Origin of the sequence: Noviherbaspirillum pedocola (assembly GCF_016632335.1) — a bacterium.
Classification (GTDB): Bacteria; Pseudomonadota; Gammaproteobacteria; order Burkholderiales; family Burkholderiaceae_D; genus Noviherbaspirillum_A; species Noviherbaspirillum_A pedocola.
This window is the reverse complement of sequence record NZ_JAEPBG010000007.1, coordinates 1-22,667: the sequence shown is the minus strand read 5'-3', so window position 1 is coordinate 22,667 and position 22,667 is coordinate 1. Positions and strand designations below refer to the sequence as shown.

22 protein-coding genes and 1 tRNA gene are annotated in these 22,667 nt (G+C 58.9%); 13 read left to right on the top strand and 10 right to left on the bottom strand.

Translation table 11 applies throughout. The features are described 5' to 3' along the window. The first annotated feature begins 30 nt into the window (after window positions 1–30). Complete coding sequence (gene yaaA / locus JJB74_RS16620) at window positions 31–798, top strand: peroxide stress protein YaaA (RefSeq protein WP_200593528.1); 768 nt, start codon at window positions 31–33, stop codon at window positions 796–798. A 15-nt stretch (window positions 799–813) separates the two neighbouring features. Here the strand turns inward: yaaA and JJB74_RS16615 are convergent, their stop codons facing one another. Further along, the gene (locus tag JJB74_RS16615; RefSeq protein ID WP_200593526.1) at window positions 814–1,620 is read right to left on the bottom strand and encodes an outer membrane protein assembly factor BamD; all 807 of its coding nucleotides are present in this window, start codon (window positions 1,618–1,620) and stop codon (window positions 814–816) included. Between the two features lie 45 nt (window positions 1,621–1,665). Between JJB74_RS16615 and JJB74_RS16610 the strand changes: the two genes are divergently transcribed. Further along, entirely contained in the window at window positions 1,666–2,691 is a 1,026-nt protein-coding gene (locus JJB74_RS16610) for an RluA family pseudouridine synthase (protein WP_200593524.1), read from the top strand. Further along, window positions 2,691–3,446: a peptidoglycan editing factor PgeF gene (gene pgeF, locus JJB74_RS16605; protein WP_200594007.1), complete on the top strand. Its 756-nt coding sequence runs from the start codon at window positions 2,691–2,693 to the stop codon at window positions 3,444–3,446. Before JJB74_RS16610 ends, pgeF begins: the two co-directional genes overlap by 1 nt. Before the next feature lie 41 nt (window positions 3,447–3,487). Here pgeF and JJB74_RS16600 read toward each other — a convergent pair whose 3' ends face one another. Further along, window positions 3,488–3,727, bottom strand: a complete 240-nt coding sequence (locus JJB74_RS16600; RefSeq protein ID WP_200593522.1) for a hypothetical protein — start codon at window positions 3,725–3,727, stop codon at window positions 3,488–3,490. Window positions 3,728–3,790: 63 nt separating this feature from the next. Here JJB74_RS16600 and phaC point away from each other — a divergent pair, with 63 nt between their 5' ends. The 5 genes from phaC (at window position 3,791) to JJB74_RS16575 (ending at window position 9,283) form a co-directional block, all read left to right on the top strand. Further along, window positions 3,791–5,530 (top strand): class I poly(R)-hydroxyalkanoic acid synthase, encoded by a 1,740-nt coding sequence (gene phaC, locus JJB74_RS16595; protein ID WP_200593520.1) that lies wholly within the window; start codon window positions 3,791–3,793, stop codon window positions 5,528–5,530. A 152-nt stretch (window positions 5,531–5,682) separates the two neighbouring features. After that, window positions 5,683–6,249, top strand: a complete 567-nt coding sequence (phaR, locus tag JJB74_RS16590) for a polyhydroxyalkanoate synthesis repressor PhaR (protein ID WP_200593518.1) — start codon at window positions 5,683–5,685, stop codon at window positions 6,247–6,249. Between the two features lie 74 nt (window positions 6,250–6,323). Beyond that, entirely contained in the window at window positions 6,324–7,688 is a 1,365-nt protein-coding gene (rimO, locus tag JJB74_RS16585) for a 30S ribosomal protein S12 methylthiotransferase RimO (protein ID WP_200593516.1), read from the top strand. After that, on the top strand, window positions 7,685–8,098 hold the full coding sequence (locus tag JJB74_RS16580; RefSeq protein ID WP_200593514.1) for a hypothetical protein: 414 nt from the start codon (window positions 7,685–7,687) through the stop codon (window positions 8,096–8,098). The genes rimO and JJB74_RS16580 overlap by 4 nt, the downstream gene beginning before the upstream one ends. Window positions 8,099–8,110: 12 nt before the next feature. Then, window positions 8,111–9,283, top strand: coding sequence for a cystathionine beta-lyase (locus tag JJB74_RS16575; protein ID WP_200593512.1), 1,173 nt, complete (start codon window positions 8,111–8,113; stop codon window positions 9,281–9,283). A 187-nt stretch (window positions 9,284–9,470) separates the two neighbouring features. Here the strand turns inward: JJB74_RS16575 and JJB74_RS16570 are convergent, their stop codons facing one another. The 4 genes from JJB74_RS16570 to mfd form a co-directional block, all read right to left on the bottom strand. Further along, complete coding sequence (locus tag JJB74_RS16570; protein ID WP_200593510.1) at window positions 9,471–10,988, bottom strand: putative bifunctional diguanylate cyclase/phosphodiesterase; 1,518 nt, start codon at window positions 10,986–10,988, stop codon at window positions 9,471–9,473. 156 nt (window positions 10,989–11,144) lie between these two features. Next, the gene (locus JJB74_RS16565; RefSeq protein WP_200593508.1) at window positions 11,145–11,507 is read right to left on the bottom strand and encodes a DUF4870 family protein; all 363 of its coding nucleotides are present in this window, start codon (window positions 11,505–11,507) and stop codon (window positions 11,145–11,147) included. Window positions 11,508–11,539: 32 nt separating this feature from the next. Beyond that, window positions 11,540–12,379 carry a phosphoserine phosphatase SerB gene (serB, locus tag JJB74_RS16560; RefSeq protein ID WP_200593506.1) on the bottom strand — a complete coding sequence of 280 codons (840 nt, stop codon included), beginning with the start codon at window positions 12,377–12,379 and terminating at the stop codon, window positions 11,540–11,542. A gap of 24 nt (window positions 12,380–12,403) precedes the next feature. Beyond that, a complete protein-coding gene (gene mfd, locus JJB74_RS16555) occupies window positions 12,404–15,850 on the bottom strand; it encodes a transcription-repair coupling factor (RefSeq protein WP_200593504.1) in 3,447 nt (1,148 codons plus the stop codon). A gap of 129 nt (window positions 15,851–15,979) precedes the next feature. Between mfd and ispD the strand changes: the two genes are divergently transcribed. Next, window positions 15,980–16,681 (top strand): 2-C-methyl-D-erythritol 4-phosphate cytidylyltransferase, encoded by a 702-nt coding sequence (gene ispD / locus JJB74_RS16550; protein WP_200593502.1) that lies wholly within the window; start codon window positions 15,980–15,982, stop codon window positions 16,679–16,681. Next, window positions 16,674–17,165: a 2-C-methyl-D-erythritol 2,4-cyclodiphosphate synthase gene (gene ispF / locus JJB74_RS16545; protein WP_200593500.1), complete on the top strand. Its 492-nt coding sequence runs from the start codon at window positions 16,674–16,676 to the stop codon at window positions 17,163–17,165. The genes ispD and ispF overlap by 8 nt, the downstream gene beginning before the upstream one ends. Here ispF and JJB74_RS16540 read toward each other — a convergent pair. Together JJB74_RS16540 and ompR are read right to left on the bottom strand one after the other, a co-directional pair. Next, window positions 17,143–18,522 (bottom strand): sensor histidine kinase, encoded by a 1,380-nt coding sequence (locus JJB74_RS16540; RefSeq protein WP_200593499.1) that lies wholly within the window; start codon window positions 18,520–18,522, stop codon window positions 17,143–17,145. The two genes, ispF and JJB74_RS16540, sit on opposite strands and share 23 nt — an antisense overlap. Before the next feature lie 20 nt (window positions 18,523–18,542). Continuing rightward, window positions 18,543–19,295 (bottom strand): osmolarity response regulator transcription factor OmpR, encoded by a 753-nt coding sequence (gene ompR, locus JJB74_RS16535; protein ID WP_200593497.1) that lies wholly within the window; start codon window positions 19,293–19,295, stop codon window positions 18,543–18,545. A gap of 163 nt (window positions 19,296–19,458) precedes the next feature. Here ompR and JJB74_RS16530 point away from each other — a divergent pair, with 163 nt between their 5' ends. Together JJB74_RS16530 and JJB74_RS16525 are read left to right on the top strand one after the other, a co-directional pair. Beyond that, window positions 19,459–19,749, top strand: a complete 291-nt coding sequence (locus JJB74_RS16530) for a hypothetical protein (protein ID WP_200593495.1) — start codon at window positions 19,459–19,461, stop codon at window positions 19,747–19,749. 93 nt (window positions 19,750–19,842) lie between these two features. Next, a tRNA-Arg gene (locus tag JJB74_RS16525) sits at window positions 19,843–19,919 on the top strand. A gap of 95 nt (window positions 19,920–20,014) precedes the next feature. Here JJB74_RS16525 and JJB74_RS16520 read toward each other — a convergent pair. Then, window positions 20,015–20,242, bottom strand: a complete 228-nt coding sequence (locus JJB74_RS16520) for a hypothetical protein (protein WP_200593494.1) — start codon at window positions 20,240–20,242, stop codon at window positions 20,015–20,017. 621 nt (window positions 20,243–20,863) lie between these two features. Between JJB74_RS16520 and JJB74_RS16515 the strand changes: the two genes are divergently transcribed. After that, complete coding sequence (locus tag JJB74_RS16515; RefSeq protein WP_200593492.1) at window positions 20,864–21,199, top strand: hypothetical protein; 336 nt, start codon at window positions 20,864–20,866, stop codon at window positions 21,197–21,199. A 3-nt stretch (window positions 21,200–21,202) separates the two neighbouring features. On the opposite strand, the gene JJB74_RS16510 is transcribed toward JJB74_RS16515, so the two are convergent. Then, window positions 21,203–22,117 carry a flagellar brake protein gene (locus JJB74_RS16510; RefSeq protein WP_200593490.1) on the bottom strand — a complete coding sequence of 305 codons (915 nt, stop codon included), beginning with the start codon at window positions 22,115–22,117 and terminating at the stop codon, window positions 21,203–21,205. Between the last annotated feature and the right edge of the window lie 550 nt (window positions 22,118–22,667).

Here is a 22,667-nt window from a genome sequence, read left to right as displayed (position 1 = left end):
GCACCGTTTTTCCAAGGAAATTGTTTTACCATGCTGATCGTCCTGTCGCCAGCGAAGTCGCTGGACTATGCGTCTCCGGTTACTGCCGAGCTGCACACCACTCCCGATTTCATCGATGAATCCGCCGCGCTGATCGACGTGCTGCGCCGCCACTCGCCGGCGCAAATCGCCAGCCTGATGAAGATCTCCGACCCGCTCGCCGCGCTGAACCATGAACGCTATGCCGCCTGGTCCCCGCATTTCGACACGGCCAATGCGCGCCAGGCGGTACTCGCCTTCAACGGCGATGTGTATGAAGGTCTGCAGGCGAAGTCGCTGGATGCGAAGGCAATGCGCTACCTGCAGTCGCGCCTGCGCATTCTTTCCGGGCTGTACGGACTGCTGCGTCCCCTGGACCTGATGCAGCCATACCGCCTCGAAATGGGCACGCGGCTGAAAACCGCGCGCGGCGATTCGCTGTATGCCTGGTGGGGGCGTCGCATCACCGACAGGATCGTTGAGGATGTACACGCGGTGGAAGCGGGTGCGCTGATCAATCTGGCTTCGGAGGAGTACTTCAAGGCGGTTCGGACGGAACTGCTGCCGGTGCCAGTGATTACCCCGGTTTTCGAGGAGCGCAAGAACGGCGTGTACAAGATCATTTCCTTTCACGCCAAACGCGCCCGGGGCCTGATGGCGCGCCATGCGGCCGAGCGTGGCATCGAGCATCCGGAAGACCTGAAGGCATTCAATGCCGAAGGGTATGCCTTCGATGCGGCGGCCTCAGACAGCAATCGCTGGGTGTTCAGGCGCGGCTGAAGCGCCGCGCTGCGATTACCACAATTTCCACCAGGGATTCTTATCCTTGCGACGTCCGCCGCTGGCAAGCAGATCGCTGTTGGGGAAGTTGGTCTTGAGCACCCGCTTGGCATCGTCGCGCAATTCCGGCATGCCGAGCGCGTCGTAGGAACGCACCATGATGACCAGCGCATCTTCCACCACCGGCGTCTGGCTGTAATCCTTTACGACCACCTGCGCGCGATTCGCGGCGGCGAGATAGGCGCCACGGCGGAAATAATAGTCGGCCACATGCACATCATGCTGCGCCATCGCGTTGACCAGATAAGCCAGGCGATCACGCGCATCTGCCGAATACTTGCTGTTGGGGAAGCGCTCGATCAAGGTCTTGAAGGAATCGAAGGCGTCACGCGCGGCCTTCGGGTCGCGCTCGGTCAAGTCCTGGTGCGCGATGAAATCGAAGATGCTGAGCTTGTCATTGAAATTGATCAGGCCGCGCAGGTAATACATGTAGTCGACGTTCGGATGGTTCGGATGCAGCTTGATGAAACGCTCCACCGCGGCCAGCGCCTGCGCCTGGTCGCCCTGGCGGTAATGGGCATAGGCGATTTCCATTTGCGCCTGCTGCGCATAGGTGCCGAACGGATAGCGCGACTCGAGTTTTTCGAAATACTGAATCGACTTGTCGTAGCCGCCGGCGTTCAGTTCATCCTTGGCTTCCGAATAGAGTTTCGACGCCGACCAGTCGCGGGTTTCGTCGATCGGGTCCATTTGAAGTAAACTGCAGGCCGACAAAGACAGCATGAAAGCGATCAACAGGGCCTTGAACGAGTGCTTGTACATGGGACTCACATGACGGGGAAACTGACGGATCGCAGATTATAGCCGATGGGAATTGACGTGCCGCCAGATGAAGAACTGATTTCGGAAGCCCTTGCCTTCGAGGCTGACGATGATATTGAAGAGGCGGCCGAAAGCAGCCCGATCGAATTGAAGCTTGATACCAGCGACTGCGGTTTGCGCCTGGACAAGGTGCTGACTTCGCGCCTGCCGCAATTCTCGCGCAGCCGCATACAGCAATGGATCGAGGAAGGCCATGTGCTGGTCAGTGGCAAGCCGGCCCGATCCAAGGACACCATGTATGGCGACGAGACGCTGCTGGTTAGCCCGCAGGCCGCAGCGGATGCCAACGCGTATCAGCCGGAGGCAATCGAGCTCGACGTGGTGTATGAAGACAAGGCCATTGCTGTCATCAACAAACCCGCCGGGCTCGTTGTGCATCCGGGCGCGGGCAACTGGTCCGGCACGCTGCAAAACGGATTGCTGCATCGCTATCCCGGCATCGGCGCTGTGCCGCGAGCGGGCATCGTGCATCGGCTGGACAAGGACACCAGCGGCCTGATGGTCGTGGCCAAAACCATCGAGGCGCAAACTGAGCTGGTGCGCCAGTTGCAGGCGCGCAGCGTTTCCCGCACTTATCTGGCGCTTGTATGGGGCACGCCGAATGTATCGGGCAAGGTTGATGCCGCAATCGGTCGTCATCCGCGCGAACGCATACGCATGGCGGTGCTGAACAACTTGAGTGCGAAGCCGGCGCTGACGCATTATCGACGCCTGGCAACAGGCATGATCGATGGCAAGCCGGTGAGCCTGTTGCAATGCCAGCTGGAAACCGGGCGTACCCACCAGATTCGCGTTCATATGCAGTCGCTGGGCTTTGCGCTGGTCGGCGATGCGCTGTATGGCAAGCCGCATCTCGCCGCGGTATTTCCTCGCCAGGCGCTGCATGCGTTTCGACTCGGTCTGATTCATCCGCAAACTGGCACCGAGTGCGCATGGACCGCTCCGCCGCCGCAGGATTTCGCCCAGCTGCTGCTGCGCGCAGGCATAGCGGTTCCCGAGGAGGCGGTGTGATCGATGTCATTCTTCCCGAATGGCAGGGCGCTGCGCCGACCGTAGGCGCGTTGTCGACCACGCGCGCCGGCGGCGTCAGCGTCGGCGCATATGGCGATGGGGCTGGCGGACCGGGGCTGAATCTCGGCGGCCATGTAGGCGATGACCGCGAGCATGTCGAGCGTAACCGCGTGCTGCTGCGTTCGTTGTTGCCATCGGATCCGGTATGGCTTTCCCAGGTGCATGGCGCGGAAGTCGTCGATGCGGCGAAGGTCGACGGCGTGCCTGAAGCCGATGCCAGCTTCACCAATCAGCCCGACGTCGTTTGCGCGGTGCTGACCGCGGATTGCCTGCCGGTGCTGCTCTGCGATGTGTCCGGCAAGGTCGTTGCCGCTGCGCATGGCGGCTGGCGCGGATTGGCGGCTGGCATATTGCAGAATACCGTGCGCCGCATGCGCGAAGCGGGCGCCACCGAGTTGATGGCCTGGCTTGGACCGGCGATCGGCCCTGAACAGTTTGAGGTCGGCGCTGAAGTGCGCGAAGCCTACACGGCGAAGGATGCCCGCGCGGCTACGGCTTTTCAGCGGAGGGAAGGCGGCAAGTTCCTGGCCGATATCTATGCCCTTGCGCGCCTGGCGCTAAAGGCGTCCGGGGTTGAACGCATCAGCGGTGGCGGATTCTGCACCGTTGCCGAGCAAGACCGCTTCTATTCCTATCGCCGCGACCGCGTCACCGGCCGCATGGCTACGCTGATCTGGATACCGGGCGAAGCGTAAGAGGCTTTCTTCTGCCGCATGGATTTCCTGATTCCCAAACTTCACGTACCTGGTCGCGCATTCTGACCTGGATCTTCCTTGGACTGCGTCAAAGCAAGGCGCTGCTCGGCTTCCCGGGCGGCGCGCCTGCGCTTGCGCTGCCCTGAGCCGCTGAGGTATAAGAGAACCGCCACCGGCACCACTCCATAGAACACGAACGTCATGACGCCGGCCACTGCGGTGTCTTCCGCGACCGACATCATGAGCACTACATAAATCCAGCCGATGGCGACAATGAGCATGGTATTCCCGCATGCGTCGATGAGTTAAAGCCATAAACCATACGCGAAAAACGAGGGTCAAGCATGAAGACGCAGACGATGCAGGATGCAGGCACGGCATGGCTGGCGAAGATGGCCGATCCGAATGCCTGGCAGGACTTGCTGAAGCAACCGAACATCACGCAGTTTTCGCAGTTCGCCAATGGCGCCATGATGCCGCCACCGCTATCGCAGGACCTGGCGATGCTGATCGAGCCGGATACGCTGACCAAGCTGCAGGCCGATTATGTGAAGCAGTTCGGCGAACTGTGGCAGACCATGGCTTCCGCGAAGCCGCCGGAAATCCGCGACAAGCGTTTCAACGGCGAAGCCTGGCAAGCCAATTCGCTGTACGCCTTCAACGCCGCTGCCTACCTGCTCAACGCGCGTTTCCTGATGGCCATGGTCGACTCGGTCAAGGCCACCGGAAAGATCCGGCAGAAGATACGCTTCGCGGTGCAGCAGGCTATCGATGCGATGTCGCCGTCGAATTTCCTCGTCACCAATCCTGAAGCGCAGAAGAAGCTCATTGAAACCAGGGGCGAAAGCCTGGTGCACGGCATTGCGCTGATGCTGGCCGACATGCAGAAGGGTCGCATTTCGCAGTCGGATGAAACCGCCTTCGAGGTCGGCGTGAATGTTGCGACCACCGAAGGCGCCGTGGTGTTCGAGAACGAGCTGTTCCAGCTGATCCAGTACAAGCCGCTGACAAAGACCGTCTACAAGCGGCCGCTGCTAATGGTGCCGCCATGCATCAACAAGTACTACATCATGGACCTGCAGCCCGCGAATTCGCTGGTGCGCTATGCAGTGGAGCAGGGCCACACGGTGTTCCTGATGAGCTGGGTCAATCCCGGTCCCGAATTGGGTAATGCAGGCTGGGACGATTACATCGAAAAGGGACCGATCCGGGCGCTGGAAGTTGCGCGCGCCATCACCGGGCAGGATCAGGTCAACGCGCTCGGCTTCTGCGTGGGCGGCACCATCATCTCGACCGCGCTGTCAGTGCTCAAGGCGCGCGGCGAAAATCCGGTGGCCAGCCTGACCCTGCTGACCACCTTGCTCGACTATTCCGATCCAGGCGTGCTCGAGGTGTATATCGATGAAGCACAGGTCGCGCGGCGTGAGGCGTCGATCGGCAAGGATGGTCTGATGCCGGGCCGGGATTTCACCGCGGCATTTTCAAGCCTGCGGCCGAATGACCTGGTGTGGAACTATGTCGAGCAGGGCTATCTGAAGGGCATCAAGCCGCCCGCATTCGACCTGCTGTACTGGAACGCCGACGCAACCAATCTGCCAGGGCCAATGTTCTGCTACTACCTGCGCAACATGTATCTCGAGAACAACCTGCGCGAACCGGGCAAGCTTACCGTGGCCGGACAAAAGGTCGATCTTGGTCGCATCGATGTACCGGCCTTCATCTATGGCTCCAGGGAAGATCACATCGTGCCCTGGACCGCCGCCTATGCCAGTGTGAATCTGATCAATCCCGGCAAGCCGGAAAACAACCGCTTCGTGCTCGGTGCGTCCGGTCATATAGCCGGCGTGATCAATCCGGCGTCGAAGAACAAGCGCAGTTACTGGGTGGCGCCGCAGGGCGCAGGTGATGCGCAGGCCTGGAAGGCTTCGGCGGAAGAAAGGCCGGGAAGCTGGTGGGTTGAATGGGCGCGATTCCTGGCCGAAAACGGCGGCGGTGAAACGAGCGCGCCGCGCAAGTACGGCAATGCGAAGTACGCGCCCACCGAGCCGGCGCCGGGACGCTATGTCAAGGCGAAGGCAGCCTGATGGCAGTGGGCTGAAAACACTGGACGCGGGCCCGGGAAGACGGTATAAACCTTTGATTTTCCGGGCCGACAGGGTCTCCATTCGATAGCGGGCGGCCAATGTCCGCAAGCGGCATACAGCGAGAGAAAGAGCGTATCAAAGTGGCTTATTCAATGAACAGCGCCAAGAAGACGGCGGAACGCCTGATCAAGAAATACCCGAACCGCCGTCTCTACGACACTCAGACCAGTTCCTATATCACGCTCGCCGATGTGAAGCAGCTGGTGCTCAACAACGAAGAGTTCACCGTTGTCGATGCCAAGACCGAGGAAGACTTAACGCGCAGCATCCTGCTGCAGATCATCCTGGAAGAAGAATCCAATGGCGTGCCGATGTTTTCGAGCGGCGCGCTGTCGCAGATCATCCGCTACTACGGCCACGCGATGCAGGGCATGATGGGCTCCTACCTGGAGAAGAATATCCAGGCTTTCATCGATATCCAGAACAAGCTGACCGAGAACTCGAAGGGCCTTTACGAAGGCAAACCGTTCAGCCCGGAAATGTGGACCCAGTTCATGAGCGTACAGGGGCCGATCATGCAGGGCATGATGAGCAACTACATCGAACAGAGCAAGATGCTGTTCATCCAGATGCAGGAGCAGATGCAGAACCAGACCAAGTCCATGTTCGGCACTTTCCCCTTCGGCACGACAGGCGCTAACGAGAACAAGGACAAATAGCGGTCGGCGCAGCGAACATGGGCTTGCGGGTACAATAGCGGACTCTTTTTCACCCGCTTCCCGCATACTCCCCCATGGCCATTGTTTCCTCGCCAACCCCGAAGGTTGGCTTCGTTTCCCTCGGTTGTCCCAAGGCGCTGGTCGATTCCGAGCAGATCCTCACGCAATTGCGCGCAGAAGGGTACGAGACCGCCAAATCCTATGATGGCGCGGACCTCGTGATCGTCAATACCTGCGGCTTCATCGATGCCGCCGTGCAGGAGTCGCTGGATGCCATCGGCGAGGCACTGAACGAGAACGGCAAGGTCATCGTCACCGGCTGCCTGGGCGTGAAGAAGGATGCCGGCGGCGAAGACATCGTGACCAAGGCGCATCCGAAAGTGCTGGCCGTAACTGGTCCGCATGCGCTTGGCGAAGTGATGGACGCGGTGCATCTGCATCTGCCCAAGCCGCATGAGCCCTTCATCGACCTGGTGCCGGCACAGGGCATCAAGCTCACACCCAAGCATTACGCCTACCTGAAGATTTCCGAAGGCTGCAATCACCGCTGCAGCTTCTGCATCATTCCGTCGATGCGCGGCGACCTGGTGTCGCGCCCGGTTGCCGAGGTGATGCTCGAAGCGGAAAACCTGTTCAAGTCGGGCGTGAAGGAATTGCTGGTGATCTCGCAGGACACCAGCGCCTATGGCGTCGATGTCAAATTCCGTACTGGCTTCTGGAACGGCAAGCCGATCAAGACGCACATGACGCAACTCGTGGAAGCGCTCGGCGAACTGGCGAAGTCGTATGGCGCCTGGGTGCGGCTGCACTACGTCTATCCGTATCCGCATGTGGATGCGGTGATTCCGCTGATGAATGGCGGACATGTATTGCCTTACCTGGACGTGCCGCTGCAGCATGCGCATCCGGATGTGTTGAAGCGCATGAAGCGGCCCGCCAACGGCGAGAAGAATATCGAGCGCATCCGCGCATGGCGCGAACTCTGTCCCGAAATTACGATTCGCTCTACGTTCATTGCCGGCTTCCCCGGCGAGACGGAAGAGGAATTTCAGTATCTGCTCGACTTCCTGGAAGAGGCGCAGATCGACAGGCTCGGTTGCTTCGCCTATTCGCCGGTCGAAGGCGCCACCGCCAATGCATTGGCCAACCCGGTTCCCGAGGAAGTGCGCGAGGAGCGTCGCGGCCGCGTGATGCAGCTGCAGGAGCGCATTTCGCGCGAACGCCTGCAGCGGAAGATAGGCAAGACCCTCCGCGTGCTGATCGATGAAGTTGATCGCGCCGGCAACGGCACGGGCCGCTCGGCCGCGGATGCGCCCGAGATCGATGGCGTGGTGCATGTGAAGGCGCCGTATGAGCCGCATCTGAAGCTGAAGGTCGGTGAGTTTGCCGATGTCAGCATTACCGCTGCTGATGCGCATGACCTATGGGGCAAGGCATGATGCGGCGCTTGCGCGGCATCGTTTTTGTCTTGGCGCTCGGCGTCGTTACGCCCGCGGTATTCGCGTCCGATGCCGCCAACGGCATCTTCTCGCATCCGGTAGTGCTGCGCGGCACGCTTGGCGATGCGCAGATACAGATGCGCCTGCAGCCGAAGTCCGATCCGGACGAAGGCCTGGAAGGTGAGTATTTCGCCTTTGGTCGCAGCGGCCGGATCGTGCTGGCTGGTGAAACCGAGGACGATGTGCTGCTGATGGAGGAGTCGGAAAACGGCGTCGATGTTTCCGGACAATGGCAGGGCAGCCAGCATGGCGATACTGTAACCGGCACCTGGACTTCGGGCGATGGCAAGCTCAGCAAACCCTTCAGCCTCAAGGCGGTCGAGTCGATCGCGATGAAACCGGCACATTGACCAGGAGCGCAGATGGAGCAACGCGACAAGTCCCTGCAGACCGCGCTGATACACAGCGACTACACCGCGCCGGCCGGCTTCGAAGCGTTTCCGACCGCGATCCATCATGCTTCTACCGTGCTGTTCGAGAACGTAGCCGCGCTGCGCTCGCGCAACTGGCAGGACAAGAGTGGCTACACCTATGGCCTGCATGGCACGCCGACGACCTTCACGCTCGAAGCGCGTCTGGCCGAAATCGAAGGCGGCCATCACTGCGTGCTGGCGCCGAGCGGCCTGGCCGCGATCGCGATGGTCGATCTGGCCCTGCTGTCGTCCGGCGACGATGTGCTGCTGCCGGATAACGTCTATAACCCGAGCCGTGAACTCGGCAACTGGCTGTCGCAAGCCTTTGGCATTTCGGTGCGCTATTACGACCCGCTGATCGGGGAACGCATTGCCGCTCTCATTCAGCCGAACACCCGCCTGATCTGGACTGAAGCGCCGGGCTCCGTGTCGATGGAGGTGCCCGACATCCCGGCAATCTGCCATGCGGCGCATGCGGCCGGCGTGCTGGTTGCGATCGACAATACCTGGTCTGCCGGCATTGCTTTCACTGCGTTCGATCATGGCTGCGACATCTCGATGCAGGCGCTGACAAAGTACCAATCCGGCGGATCGGATGTGTTGATGGGCGCGGTGATCACCCGCGACCGTGAACTGCATCGCAGGCTCGAGGCCGCGCATATGCGGCTCGGATACGGGGTTGGTGCTGACGATGCTTATCTGGTGCTGCGTGGCCTGCCAACACTGAAACTGCGCTTCGAAGCGCATGACCGGCATGCGCTACAAGTGGCGGCCTGGCTGAAGACCCGGCCGGAAGTGGCCGCGGTACTGCATCCGGGCTTTGAGGATTGCCCGGGCCATGCGCTGTGGCGGCGGGATTTCAGCGGGGCCGGCGGCCTGTTCTCCATCGTGTTCAATGCGTGCTACAGCGAAGAGCAGGTTGACCGCTTCATCGACAGCCTGGAGCTGTTCGGCATCGGCTATAGCTGGGGTGGCAGTGCCAGCCTCGCCGTGCCGTACCGGATGACAGGTCTACGCAGAAACTGGCCGCACCGTGGGCAACTGGTGCGTTTTTACATCGGACTCGAAGACCCGGTGGATCTGCTTGCCGATATCGAGCGCGCCCTGGAGCAGCTTGCCTGAACGGAAAGTGAAGGCGTCCGAATCTTGCGAGACGACGGCGTAGCGGCGTAGGATGGGCGCCGCCCACGCGCCTGCTCGATCTCAGGCGGATCCCCCGGAGCCGGTAACCCAAGTGTGATGCTCGACGTTAGATGAAGCGCGCCGCGCAGTCTGCATTCATCAGGGTAAAGAGGCCGCCTAGTAATTTTTACTTCGCCCCGCGCATGAGCTCGCTGCGCAGCAGTTCCTCAAATTCCACCGCTGGCAATGGCTTGCTGAAGTAGTAGCCCTGAATCTGATCGCAGCCAAGCCCTCGCAGGAAATCAAGTTGTTCCACCGCTTCCACGCCTTCGGCCACGACGGCGGCGCGCAGGCTCTTGCCCATGGCAATGATTGCGGTGGCAATCGCTTCATCGACCCGATCCCCAGGCACGTCGTTGATGAAAGAGCGGTCCATCTTGATGATGTCTACCGGCAGGTTCTTCAACTGCGACAGTGATGAATAACCGATGCCGAAATCATCGATGGCGATACGCACGCCGAGAGTCTTCAATCCGATAAGGATGGCGCGCGACTCTGCGGCGCAGCCCATCATCATGCTTTCCGTGATTTCCAGTTCCAGCAGCGTTGGATCCATGCCGGTTTCCGTCAACACTTCGCGCACATCGTCGAGCAGAGCGGCCTCGATGAAGGGTCCGGCAGAAAGATTGACTGCCACATGTCCAGGCACGAGTCCCACAGCTTGCCAGCGCTGCATCTGGCTACACGCGGTATGCAACACCCACCGTGTCAGTGGAACAATCAGACCGGTTTCCTCAGCCAGCGGAATAAAGCGCTCGGGCAACATCAATCCCTGCTCGGGATGGCGCCAGCGCAGCAACGCTTCACAGCCGCTGACGCGATGACTGCGTGCATCCACCTTGGCCTGATAGTGCAATTCGAGCTCGCCGCGCTGTGCCGCATGGCGCAGGCTGCTTTCCAGCGCTGCAGAGGCCACGGTGCGGGTTGCGGCGGCAGGAGCATGACGCCGCAAGCGTTCGCGCCCGGCGGTCTTGGCATCACGCAATGCCCCCATCGCTTGCCGCAACAGTTCGCCGCAGTCACTGGCATCTTCGGGGAAAACGCTTAAGCCTATGCGAGCGCTCAGCTGAACCAGCGTTCCGGCGATCGTGCATTCCTGGCGCAGCGCATCCAGCAGCGCGCGAGCCCTGACCATGGGCTGCGGCGTTTTCGCGTCGTCGAGCAAGGCGGCAAATTCATTACCTCCGGTACGCGCAAGCAATACTCCGGGCGGCAGCGATGCCTGCATCCGCTGTGCCGTCAGGCGAAGCAGTTGATCACCGGCGACATGGCCGAGTGCTTCGTTCCAGGTGCGGAAGCGGTCGATGTCCAGCACGGCGAGTGCGACACGCTCGCCCCCTTGCTGCGCGAGATTCAAGGCTTCATTCAGTCGCCGTAAAAAGGCATCACGATTCAGCAGGCCGGTCAGTGGATCATGTTCGGCATGGAACTGTGCCTGACCTGCTTCTCGGCGCAGAGACAGCTCTCTGCGCCGGCCAATGAAGCATTCCTGAAACATGGTGTGCAACTGCTTGTATATCGCCTGCGCGTGGCAGCGATGCAGCATGCCGTGTGAGTCGATGGCACCGTGAGACAGGCGTCGTGCCGGTTCCATGCCATTCGCGCCGCTGTCGGCGCGCCTCTTGCCGCGAAAATCGAAGACCATCTGTTTGGCTTCCCGGTGACGCGCATCACCGAGGTGAAAAACCTACCCAAGGGAAAGGTAGGCTAAGGATGCGCGCGAATTAGTTGCAAAAATGTTATTTATTCTAAATGCAACAGCCACAGGGCGGGCAAATGATGTTCTTCTCGCTTAACAATTTCACATTGGCATCGGCCGGTTGTCATTCAGGGCGAAAAAGCCCTTGAGCAAGCGATAAGCTTTCCAGAGCCAGGCAAGGCCGAGAATGATCAGTCCAAGCGGCAAAAGCACGACGGTAGCGCACAGCGCACCGCCGATCACGGCCCAGACCAGGTACCACCAGAACGAGCGTATCTGCCAGCTGTGGTGGCTATAGACAAAGGTGCCGGCGGTGTCAGGTCGCTTCAGGTAACTGATGATCAGCGGTATCCACGAGAATGCGCCGAGGGAGAACACCAGGCTCGCGGCGTGGAAAAGGTAAAGCCACCAGGCGAGGTCTTTGCGCGATTGCAGATAGTCGTCGAATACCAGTTCCTGAGCCATGACGGTTTTCCTTTCCGCGGAAACGTTCAGCACTATTGCTCGAACAGGGCCAAGATGCCGTCCAGACCGGAGAAATTCAAGGCGACGTCGGCCTGAGCCCGCACAATGGGCTTGGCGCGATAGGCAACCGAAAGGCCGGCGACGGCCATCATTTTCAGATCGTTCGCCCCGTCGCCCATAACAATGGCGCGGGAGGTCGGCATATCGAGTTCTGAACAGACCCGCTCGACGGTGCGGCGTTTTTCCTCAGCATCGACGATGTCGCCGATGACCCGGCCAGTGAGCTTGCCATCGACAATCTCGAGCCGGTTCGAATGGCTGTAGTCCAGGCCCAGCCGTTCACGGACACGGTCGGTAAAGAACGTAAAGCCGCCCGACACCAGCAGGGTTTTCCAGCCAACCGCGCGTGCCGTGGCAAGCATGGTTTCCAGGCCGGGCGACAAGTGCAGGCGCTCGTCATAGACCCGCTGCAGCGCGCCAGCGTCGAGCCCTTCCAGAAGAGCAACTCGCCGCGTCAGGCTTTCACGGAATTCGATTTCGCCACGCATCGCCGCTTCGGTGATCTGCGCGACCTGCGGCTTCAAGCCCTGCATGTCGGCGATCTCGTCGATGCATTCGATCGTGATCGCGGTGGAATCCATGTCCATGGCGACCAGGCCGAAGTCCGACATCCGCATGCCGGCGCGGATGAAGGTGGCGTCGACGCCGGCTTTCAGGCTGGCCGCTTCCACGGCTTCCTTCGATCCCGGATCAACTTCGACGCAGCGCCACGCGTGCGCATGAATCGCTTCGATGCGCATGGCGTGCGCTTTTGCTGCGATGTTCTCGATGGCGGAGCGCTCCGCGGTGCGGCTTTGCAGAATCAGGTTCATTGGTCGGTTGGGAAGATGGAAGTGTCAGGCGGCCAGCGAGCGCAGCGTGGACTTGAGCTGCTGTACGCGGGCAGGAAGATCCGGCATGTTCGCGGTGATGCGCAGCTTGTCCTGGCCGTTGAGCCGAATATGCCGGTTCTTTTGCACAAGCTCGATAATGCGCATCGCATCAATGGGCGGATCCGGCTGGAATTGCAGCAGCGCCGATTCCGCATGCGCATCAATCTTGACGATGCCCAGCGGCTTGGCAGTGATGCGAAGCCGGTGCGTTTCGATCAATGCGCGCGCCGGGTCGGGCAGCTTGCCGAAGCGGTCGATCAGCTCTTCCTGCAGATGGTCGATGTCTTCCTGCGTCTCGCAATTGGCAAAGCGCTTGTACAGAGACAGCCGCTCATGCACATCGCCGCAGAACTCGTTGGGCAGCAGCGCCGGCACATGAAGATTGATCTCGGTGGTGGAAGACAGCGGGGCGGCAAGATCTGGCTCCTTGCCATTCTTCAGCGCGCGCACTGCTTCATTGAGCATGTCGGAATACATCTGGAAGCCAACTTCCTGCATTTCGCCGGACTGGCTCTCGCCGAGCACTTCACCGGCACCGCGTATCTCGAGGTCATGCATGGCCAGATAAAAGCCGCTGCCGAGTTCTTCCATCTGCTGGATCGCATCCAGCCGGCGCTGCGCCTGCTTCGATAGCGACTGCACATCGGAAACCAGCAGATAGGCATAGGCCTGGTGATGCGAGCGTCCGACACGTCCACGCAGCTGATGCAGCTGCGCCAGGCCGAACTTGTCGGCGCGATGCATCACGATGGTATTGGCGGTCGGCACATCGATGCCGGTCTCGATGATGGTGGTGCACAAGAGGATGTTGAAGCGTTGCGACACAAAGTCGCGCATGACCTTTTCCAGGTCGCGCTCATGCATCTGTCCATGCGCCACGGCAATGCGCGCCTCGGGCATCAGCGCTTCCAGCATGGCCTTGCGGTTCTCTATGGTTTCCACTTCGTTGTGCAGGAAATAGACCTGGCCGCCGCGCTTCAATTCCCTCAGGCAGGCTTCGCGAATTACCGATTCCGATTCGCTACGTACGAAAGTCTTGATCGCGAGACGCTTCTGCGGCGCGGTGGCGATGACGGAAAAGTCGCGCAAGCCTTCCAACGCCATGCCCAGCGTGCGTGGAATCGGCGTGGCGGTCAGCGTGAGCACATCGACCTCGGCGCGCAGCGCCTTCAGCGCTTCCTTCTGGCGCACGCCAAAGCGATGCTCCTCGTCGATGATCACCAGACCAAGGCGCGAGAACTTCACGTCGCCCGACAACAGCTTGTGCGTGCCGATCACGACATCGATGGTGCCATCGGCCATGCCCTTGATCGCTTGCGACACTTCCTTTGCGCTGCGAAAGCGCGACAGCTCGGCAATTCTGACCGGCCAGTCGGCGAAGCGGTCGGCGAAGGTCTGCGCATGCTGTTCGGCCAGCAGTGTCGTCGGCGCCAGAATCGCGACCTGCTTGCCGCCCATGACGGCAACGAAGGCGGCGCGTAGCGCGACCTCGGTCTTGCCGAAGCCGACGTCGCCGCAGATCAACCTGTCCATCGGTCGGCCGCTGGTCATGTCATTGATGACCGCATTGATCGCAGCCGCCTGGTCCGGCGTTTCATCGAAGCCGAAGCTCTCAGCAAAAGCCTCATAGTCGTTGAAGGAATACTGGAATGCATGACCCTGGCGCGCTGCACGGCGGGCGTACAGGTTCAGCAGTTCGGCCGCGGTGTCGCGCACCTGTTGGGCCGCGCGGCGCTTGGCCTTTTCCCATTGGCCCGAACCGAGGGTGTGCAGCGGCGCGTCCTCCGGCGAGGCGCCGGAGTAGCGTGAGATCACATGCAGCTGCGATACCGGCACATACAGCTTGGTGTCCTTTGCATATTCAAGATGCAGAAACTCCATCTCGCCTTCGCCGAGGTCCATCGTGATCAGGCCCATGTAGCGGCCGATACCGTGATTCACATGGACGACTGGGTCGCCGATCTTTAGCTCGGACAGGTCGCGCACCATCGCATCGACCTGGGTCGCGGTCTCCTGGCGTTTCTTGCCAGCGCGTCGGCCACTGCCGGCATACAGCTCGTTTTCGGTAATGAAAGCCAGGCAACCAGCTTCCTGCGTCAATTCGAAGCCGGCATACAGTGGCGACACGCCCAACATCACTGGTGCGGACGCGGTAAGGAAATCCTGGTAGCCCTCGCACAACGCCAGCGGCAGGCCGTATTCAGTGAAATAGGCCTGCAAGGTTTCCCTGCGACCGCTGGAATCGGCGCAGATCATGACGCGGCAGCCGGTCCTTTGCAGATAGGCGCGCAGTGTTGCAATCGGGTCCTCGCGCCGGCGATTGACCGCGATATCCGGCAGCGATGACGACATTTCCGAAGGCGCATCTCCAGCCTGCAAGGCAAGGCGGGCATGCGGCTTGGCCGCAGTAAAGAATTCCTCGCCGCTCAGGAACAGTTCCGCAGGCTCGAGCAAGGGCCGCTCTCGATCATGCTTCAGGAAATTGTGGCGCGACTTGGTGTCGTTCCAGAAGCGCTGAACCGCGCCATCGATGTCGCCAATCATCGCGATCGCGGCGTCATCGGGCAGATACGAGAACAGCGTCGCGGTCTCTTCGAAAAACAGCGGTAGGTAATATTCGATTCCTGCGGAAGCGATGCCGTTGCCGATGTCCTTGTAAATCGGCGAGCGTGACGGATCGCCTTCGAAGCGCTCACGCCAGCGGCCACGGAACGCAGTGCGCGCGGCGTCATCCATCGGAAATTCACGACCCGGCAGCAGGCGCACTTCGCGCACCGGGTAGAGCGAGCGCTGGGTATCCGCATCGAAGGTGCGTATGGTCTCGATGGTGTCGCCGAACAGGTCGATGCGATAGGGCAGGGCCGCGCCCATCGGAAACAGATCGATGAGCCCGCCCCGCACCGAATATTCGCCCGGGGACATCACCTGCGTCACATGGGTGTAGCCGGCCAGCGTAAGTTGCGCCCGGAGCTTTGCCTCATCGAGCGCTTCGCCTTGCTTGAAGAAGAAGGTGTAAGCGGCAAGAAAGGACGGCGGCGCCATGCGGTACAAGGCCGTGGTTGCCGGGACGATGAGCACATCGCAATGACCATTGCGCACTTCATGCAGCGTGGCGAGCCTTTCCGACACCAGGTCTTGGTGTGGCGAGAAGGCATCGTAGGGCAGGGTTTCCCAATCGGGCAGAAGATGGCAGCGCAGCGCAGGCTGATCTTCGTTGCCGAACCAGGGAATTTCAGCAAGCAGGCGCTGCGCATCGCTGGCGTTGGCCACCACAATGGCAAGCATCTTGTCCTGCTTCTTCAATTGCCCCGCGACGCGGGCGAGCACATAGGCATCGGCAGAGCCGTGAACCGCGGGCATGGAAAAGCGTGTGCCCTGTTTGGGGAGAAATGTGTTCAGGTCGAATGACATCGGGAAGTGGCGACTCGCATGCCGAAAGAAGGGCGCGGCTGGCGGCTGAATTGACATCAAAAATGCAAGGTGCGATTATAGCCGAACCCTCCCGCCGGCGATGTTTGCCCGGCATCATCTCCGCCACTCATGATTCCTCCGCGTTATTTTGCCTTGATCCCTGCTGCCGGCATCGGCGCGCGGATGGGCGGCGCCATGCCCAAGCAATACGGGCATGTGGCCGGCAAGCCCATGCTGCGGCATGTGCTTGATACCTTTGCCGCTTGCCCAGCGATTACCCATACCTTTGCCATCGTCAGCGGCGCCGATCCCCATGTCGATGACATGATGGGCTGCGGACCTTCGCTTGCGGGTCGCGTCACCATCGTGCGTGATGGCGGCGCGTCGCGTCGTGAGACCGTATTGAACGGCTTGCTCGCGATGCGGCCTCAGATCGCTGACGACGAATGGGTGCTGGTACACGATGCGGCCCGGCCAGGCCTTACCGTTGCGATGATAGACAGACTGCTGGCCGAGTTGAGTGAAGACCCCGTTGGCGGCCTGTTCGCAATGCCGGTGGTCGATACGCTCAAGCGTGTCGATGACGAACGACGGGCGCAGGAAACGGTGCCGCGTGATGGATTGTGGGCGGCGCAAACACCGCAGATGTTTCGCTACGGCCTGCTGCGCAAGGCCTTGGAACAGGCTGCCGACGTCACTGATGAAGCCAGCGCAATCGAAGCCCTGGGCCTTGCGCCGCGCATGGTCGCCGGCAGCGCGCGCAACATCAAGATCACCCATCCGAGCGATCTGCCGCTCGCCGAGCTATATCTGAAAGGCCTGCATGACTGAGCTTCCTCCGTTTCGCATCGGGCAAGGCTATGACTGCCATGCGCTGGTGCCAGGCCGCAAGCTGATCATCGGTGGCGTTGAGATTCTCCATGTCACCGGCTTGCTCGGGCATTCCGATGCCGATGTATTGCTGCATGCCGTCACGGATGCACTGTTCGGGGCTGCCGCGCTTGGCGACATCGGCCGCCATTTCCCTGACACCGCGAAGGAATTCAAGGGCGCTGATTCACGTGTTTTGCTGCGCGAGGCTGCTGCGCGGGTGCGAGAGGCGGGTTATCTGATTGCGAACATCGATGCCACTATCATCGCGCAAGCGCCAAAGATGGCGCCGCACATCCCATCCATGATCGCTAATGTCGCCGCCGATCTCGGACTCGCACCCACTCAGGTGAATATCAAGGCGAAAACCAATGAACGCCTTGGCTATCTCGGACGCGAGGAAGGCATCGCTGCGGAAGCGGTCACGCTGCTGTACCGGCGCTGAATCCGTGCTTCACGGTGGCCAGCGGCGGAAAGAAAATGCGGATAATCAAGCCGCCGCCTTCCCGATTGCTCAGCGACAGCGTGGCCCCATGGCGCTGCACGACGCGCTTGACGATCGCAAGTCCGAGCCCGGCGCCATTGGCCTGGCTGCGCGCACTGTCGCGGCGGGTAAAGGGGCGTAACAGGTAATCCATTTCACTTTCCGGCACGCCGCTGCCGTGGTCGCCGACTTCGAGCATGGCTCGGTCGCCTTCGCGTCGGCAACGGATATGAATCTGGGCTTGATCGCTGCCCGGAGTCTTGCCGTAACGCCGCGCGTTTTCAACCAGGTTGTTGATCAGCCTGCGCAGATCGATCGGATTGCCAAGCACTTCGATTTCAGCGGCAATGTCATTCGTGATTTCCACGTCCGGCAGACGCGCTGTCTCGCGCGAAACGTCGACTACCATCCCGCTCAGGTCCACCGCCACAAAGCGTTCGCTGTTTGCCGGTTTCGCGTAGTCGAGGAATTGACCAATGATCGCGTCCATCTGTGCGAGGTCGGATTGCATCCCACTACGCGCCTCCGGAGGCAGATCAGCCATTTCCACCTCGAGCAGCATGCGCGAAATCGGCGTGCGCAAGTCGTGCGAAATGCCTGCAAGGATCAGTGCGCGGTCGGATTCGACACGTTTCAGGTCGAGCACCATCTGGTTGAAGCTGCTGTTTGCTTCTCGTATCTCGGTCGGACCGCGTTCGGGCAGCGGATCGGGCTGCTGTCCGCGGCCGATCGCGCGCGTGGCTTGCGTCAGTCGTGCAAGCGGCAGATTGATCAGGCGACTGATCAGCGCGGCGACCAGCAGCGATAGCAGAAGTGTCGCCGCTACCCAGCCCAGCCACTGTATGCCGGAAGTGCGCTCGACGCGTTCGCGGTCCAGCGTGAGCCAGTAGTCGTCGTCGTCGATGGTGAAGCTGATCCAGAATCCAGGAATATCATTCACGGTGCCGGCAAAACGGGTTTCGATGCCGAGGCGCGAGCGCAGCGCCTCCTGGACCAAAGGCATCAGGGTGCTGTCTTCGGGCGGCGTGATCTTGTCTGTGGACTCGCGTGGATAAACACGAATGCCTTCGTTGCTCGCAAGGTCGAAGAGCAGCTCACGCCGCTGACCTGGTGCCGAATGAAGTAGAGCAGAACGTGTAATCGTCACAATCGATGCGATTTGAGCGGCAATCTGTTCAGCGCGTGGCGTGCGTTCGACAATACGAAAACTTTCAACCCATACCGCCATGCTCGCCGCAATCAGACAGGCGAGTATGAAGAAGGTGCGCCAGTAAAGGCCGCTGCGGAGCCAGGCGAAACGCCCGGAAATCGGAAGCATGCGTGTCAGGATGTCAGTGCTCAGCGCGGCTGACCTTCAGGAATGAACACGTAGCCAAGGCCCCACACAGTCTGGATATACAGAGGGTTCGAGGGATCAGGTTCGATCAGTTTGCGCAAGCGCGAAATTTGCACGTCAAGACTGCGATCGAAAACCTCGTATTCCCTCCCTCTCGCCATTTCCATCAGCTTTTCTCGGGACAGCGGCTGCCGCGCATGACGTGCGAATACCTTTAATACCGAAAACTCACCAGTGGTCAGGGGCACGTTCTGGCCGTTTTTCTTCAGCGTACGTGTACCAAGATCGAGAATGAAATCACCGAAGCTGAATGTTTGTGGTGTTTCGGACGGCGCTCCAGGCGCCTCCTCCGGGCCACGTCGTCTTAACACCGCGCTGATACGGGCGACCAGTTCGCGTGGATTGAAAGGTTTTGGAAGGTAATCGTCCGCACCCATTTCCAAACCGACGATACGGTCGACATCCTCCCCTTTGGCGGTAAGCATGATGATCGGTGTCTGATCGCCCGCACCGCGCAGCCTTCGGCAAATCGACAAGCCATCTTCACCAGGAAGCATCAGGTCCAAAACCAGCATGTCGTATCGCTCACGCAACCAGAGCTTGTTCATTGCTTGCGCATTTTCTGCAGTGACGACCTGGAAGCCCTGTTCCGTCAGATAGCGCCGTAGCAGGTCGCGGAGCCGGATATCGTCATCTACTACAAGTATCTTGGCCTGTTGGGCAGGCGCTTTGCCGGGGGAGTTTGTCGTATTCATTTTGCTATGGTAACGTCTGTCGCTTTCATCAGTCGGCCAGCACTGCAAGGCATTACAAAGTGTTACATACTTTACGGGATTCGGCTTCGGGCTCTGGGTTGGTCGTCATACACTAGCTTTATCCGTGCTCTCGCGGCCATCGCTTATTCGGAAAGAAAGGCTCATGAAACAACTGCTGGATACGCTCGTTCTCGTCTTGGCGCTATTCGCAGGAGATATGAGTGTTCATGCGCAGAACGATCGTGTCCCTGAGCCGCGTAGACCGGCTACGGTCGAGAATGGTCGCTTTGAAAGCGATGCGCGAAACTCTCGTGCCGAGAGCAGTCAGGCACCAGATCAACGGGGCGCTTCAGCGTCAAATGAGCGGCAAGGTCGACTGACTCCGGAAGAGCGTCAGACTCTTAGGCGGCAGATTGATGAAGCAGGGCACGATCTCTACAAACGCAAGCATTGAAATGTGGTTAATAGTTGCCTCAAAGATTACCTGTAGGGCAGGGCGGTCGCTGTATTTCCACTTGGCTCGGAATGATGATACAATTGCTGCTTCGCGGCTGTAGCTCAGCTGGATAGAGTACTTGGCTACGAACCAAGGGGTCGTGGGTTCGATTCCTGCCAGCCGCACCATACATCATGAAGGGTTAGATCGAAAGATCTAACCCTTTTTGGTTTCTAGATATGCGCGGCGCGTGCGACTTTCTAAGTCGTGCAGAAATCAGTTGTCAGGGTGTAGAGCGTGCCAAAACTTCTTGGACGTTACGTGCGTCGATATTTCTTTCGACCGCGCTGGCTTTATGAAAGGCTGGCGCATTTGCCGCTGGCGGTGGATGGTCAGTCATCATCCAGATGCCCAGAAGCAAACTCATAACGATGATGATGAAATCGATCTTCAAGGCACGCATTTTCTTGGCCTGTCGATGGACGTCGAAATCGTACTTGTTCAAGCTCATCTTTGTCCCCGGATAACTGACGGCGACGAATTACTGGCGTGTTTTAGATGTGTTCAGCGGTACGCAAAAATGCTAACCGAGAAAGAAGTAGGCCACACTTGTCCAGAACGCACCGAGACCGCCTACCCATAAAAGTATCGGGACATTCAACGAATATTTTGTACGCGCTCTATTGATTTGCGAAATGTTTCCAAATTTCACGAGCCTCTCCCGATTAGTACGGTATAGCTTGGAGTGCATCTTCATCCATAGATGTTCGACCTCAGGAGGCAACACTTGGTTCACTAGGCGCCGCAGCGAGCGTGACTGACAAGCCGGAAGCGGACCATAATCAGTAGGGCAGTCGCATCAACTCGGGATGGGTTCCTACTCGATACTTGGCAGAGCTATCACTCGTGAATGCACGGTTCTGAATGGGGTGTAGGCGTCCCCCGAATATCCAAACGCCATCTTCAAAATTTTTCGGGTTCTCCCGAAAATGAGGTTGGGAAAGCTTACGGTTCACCTCATATTTTCCTACATCATCACAAGAGTCTGTCCTATGCCCCGAGGTAATGCGGAGCGATATGATCTTTTCACACTAGTTGCACAAGAATCTTGTGTAGAGAATTGGAGGCTCTTATGCCGCTGCAAATGGCTTTTGGAATTACTGCTGACGATGTCCGCATCGTCCTTGAAAAACATAACGACAAACTGGTCGATCCAAACGGACGGTCAATCGAAACGTTGGCAACGGTTATTTATCACGGGTTGAATGAAGATGAAATGGATGATGTAGCACTGGCCGCCATGGATTCTTTTATTGACGGAAAGCCTGAGTCGGAAGGTGCGCATCGTGCACTGCGACGACTTCTGGTGCGCAGGGGGGTGCTTGACATGTCGCGTCGTGCGCAGCTTCCCGAACGGGCGAAGCACCAGAAGCAGATTGCTGATTCAATGATGGCGGTCTGTCGCTAGCAGTTATCTTTCAACCTCGGCTTGGTGGAAGAATGCAGACAGTACCAAGCGATCATGAGTAGACAAGTCGACGAACTCATATCCATGGCGGCATCCGTTACCCGCTTCAACGGGAGCAACTGAGCGCAGTATTGTCTTAATATCCATAAGTACTGTTTCACCCACCGCATTGATCTTGAACTTGATACGCCCATTCTGACCAAGTTCGCCGTATGGGTACTTGATAATTGCCGAGGCGCCCCCCAAACTCATGTCTAAAATGACTGCGCTACATGGCTCGGAAGATCCTTCGATACTGACACTAGCGATAACATTCACAGGAATGCGCGCACGGTGGCGAATCGTGGCACAACTAAGTTCGCGGGGATAGGATAGATGTAAGTAAGGATGTGGGGTGTGTACAGACTTGTTTACAAGTGCGCTGAACGCATAAGCCTTTTTGCCAGAGAAGGCTCGGACAATAAACATCTGGCCTTCCCTGATTAAAACATACTTGTCGTCAACAAGTGGCATTGTTACAAGTACCGTGCGATTTTTGATATATCCGATGAACCGAGCAGTATAGCGAACGGCAGAACCTTGCTGATGAAGGAAGAAGGTCTCGCCGATTTGCCAACGTACTTCATCCATCGCAACTTTTTGCTCCCTTTGCTCCTTTGCTTCTTCATTCTCAGTGCTGGCATTTCCCAGTCCACGCGTTTGAACCACATTAGTGTCTTGTATTAACGGATCCGCTGCCCCCGCCGTACCAGGTTTGAAAAAACCACTTTCGAGAAGGGATTCGATCTGAGCCTCTGTTTCTAGAACATAACCTTGTGATAGCAGAAGGTCGCCTGTGGCGCTATATATCGAACGCGCGAGCGGCTTTCCAAGCTGCAGTGCAGTGCGGGGAACAGGAATAAACTTGCTATTTTGCATATTTCAGCCGATCGGCCTTCTAATGGACGCACTTCACGTTTCGGAAGTTTTCTAGAACAAGCTCCGCACCGAAGCTTTCCCGCTAACAACAAGATGGTTGGCTGCGAAAGTTGACCAAGATTAAATAAAAAGCTAACACAGCTCTTCAATTCGAATCACATAGAAACGAGCACTGCCAAGTTGGCATTTTAGCGCAGAGACAGTAATGCGCCAAAGAAACGACTGTGTAACCTCTAGGCGGTCCGATATGCCTCGAAGAGTGCAGTAACTTTTCAGCATCAAACTGTCAGATCTGTTTATTTAAGCGCATCGTGCGATGTCATGGAAATTCTTCCGGACCTATGTTCATGGTCGATTCGACTGGATGACGATGGGCAAGGAACATGAAGAGTTTGCTCGCGCAAAGAATGCGCGCTGTAAGTGCTAGCGCGGTTGTCGAATTAATGTAGGGTATAACCGCAGAGCTGGAACCAGCTTTTGGCATCGGACTCGGTAATGTGGTCAATAGCTTGTTTGAGCGCCTCGTCGAGGGCGGTGCGCGTGCGGGCTT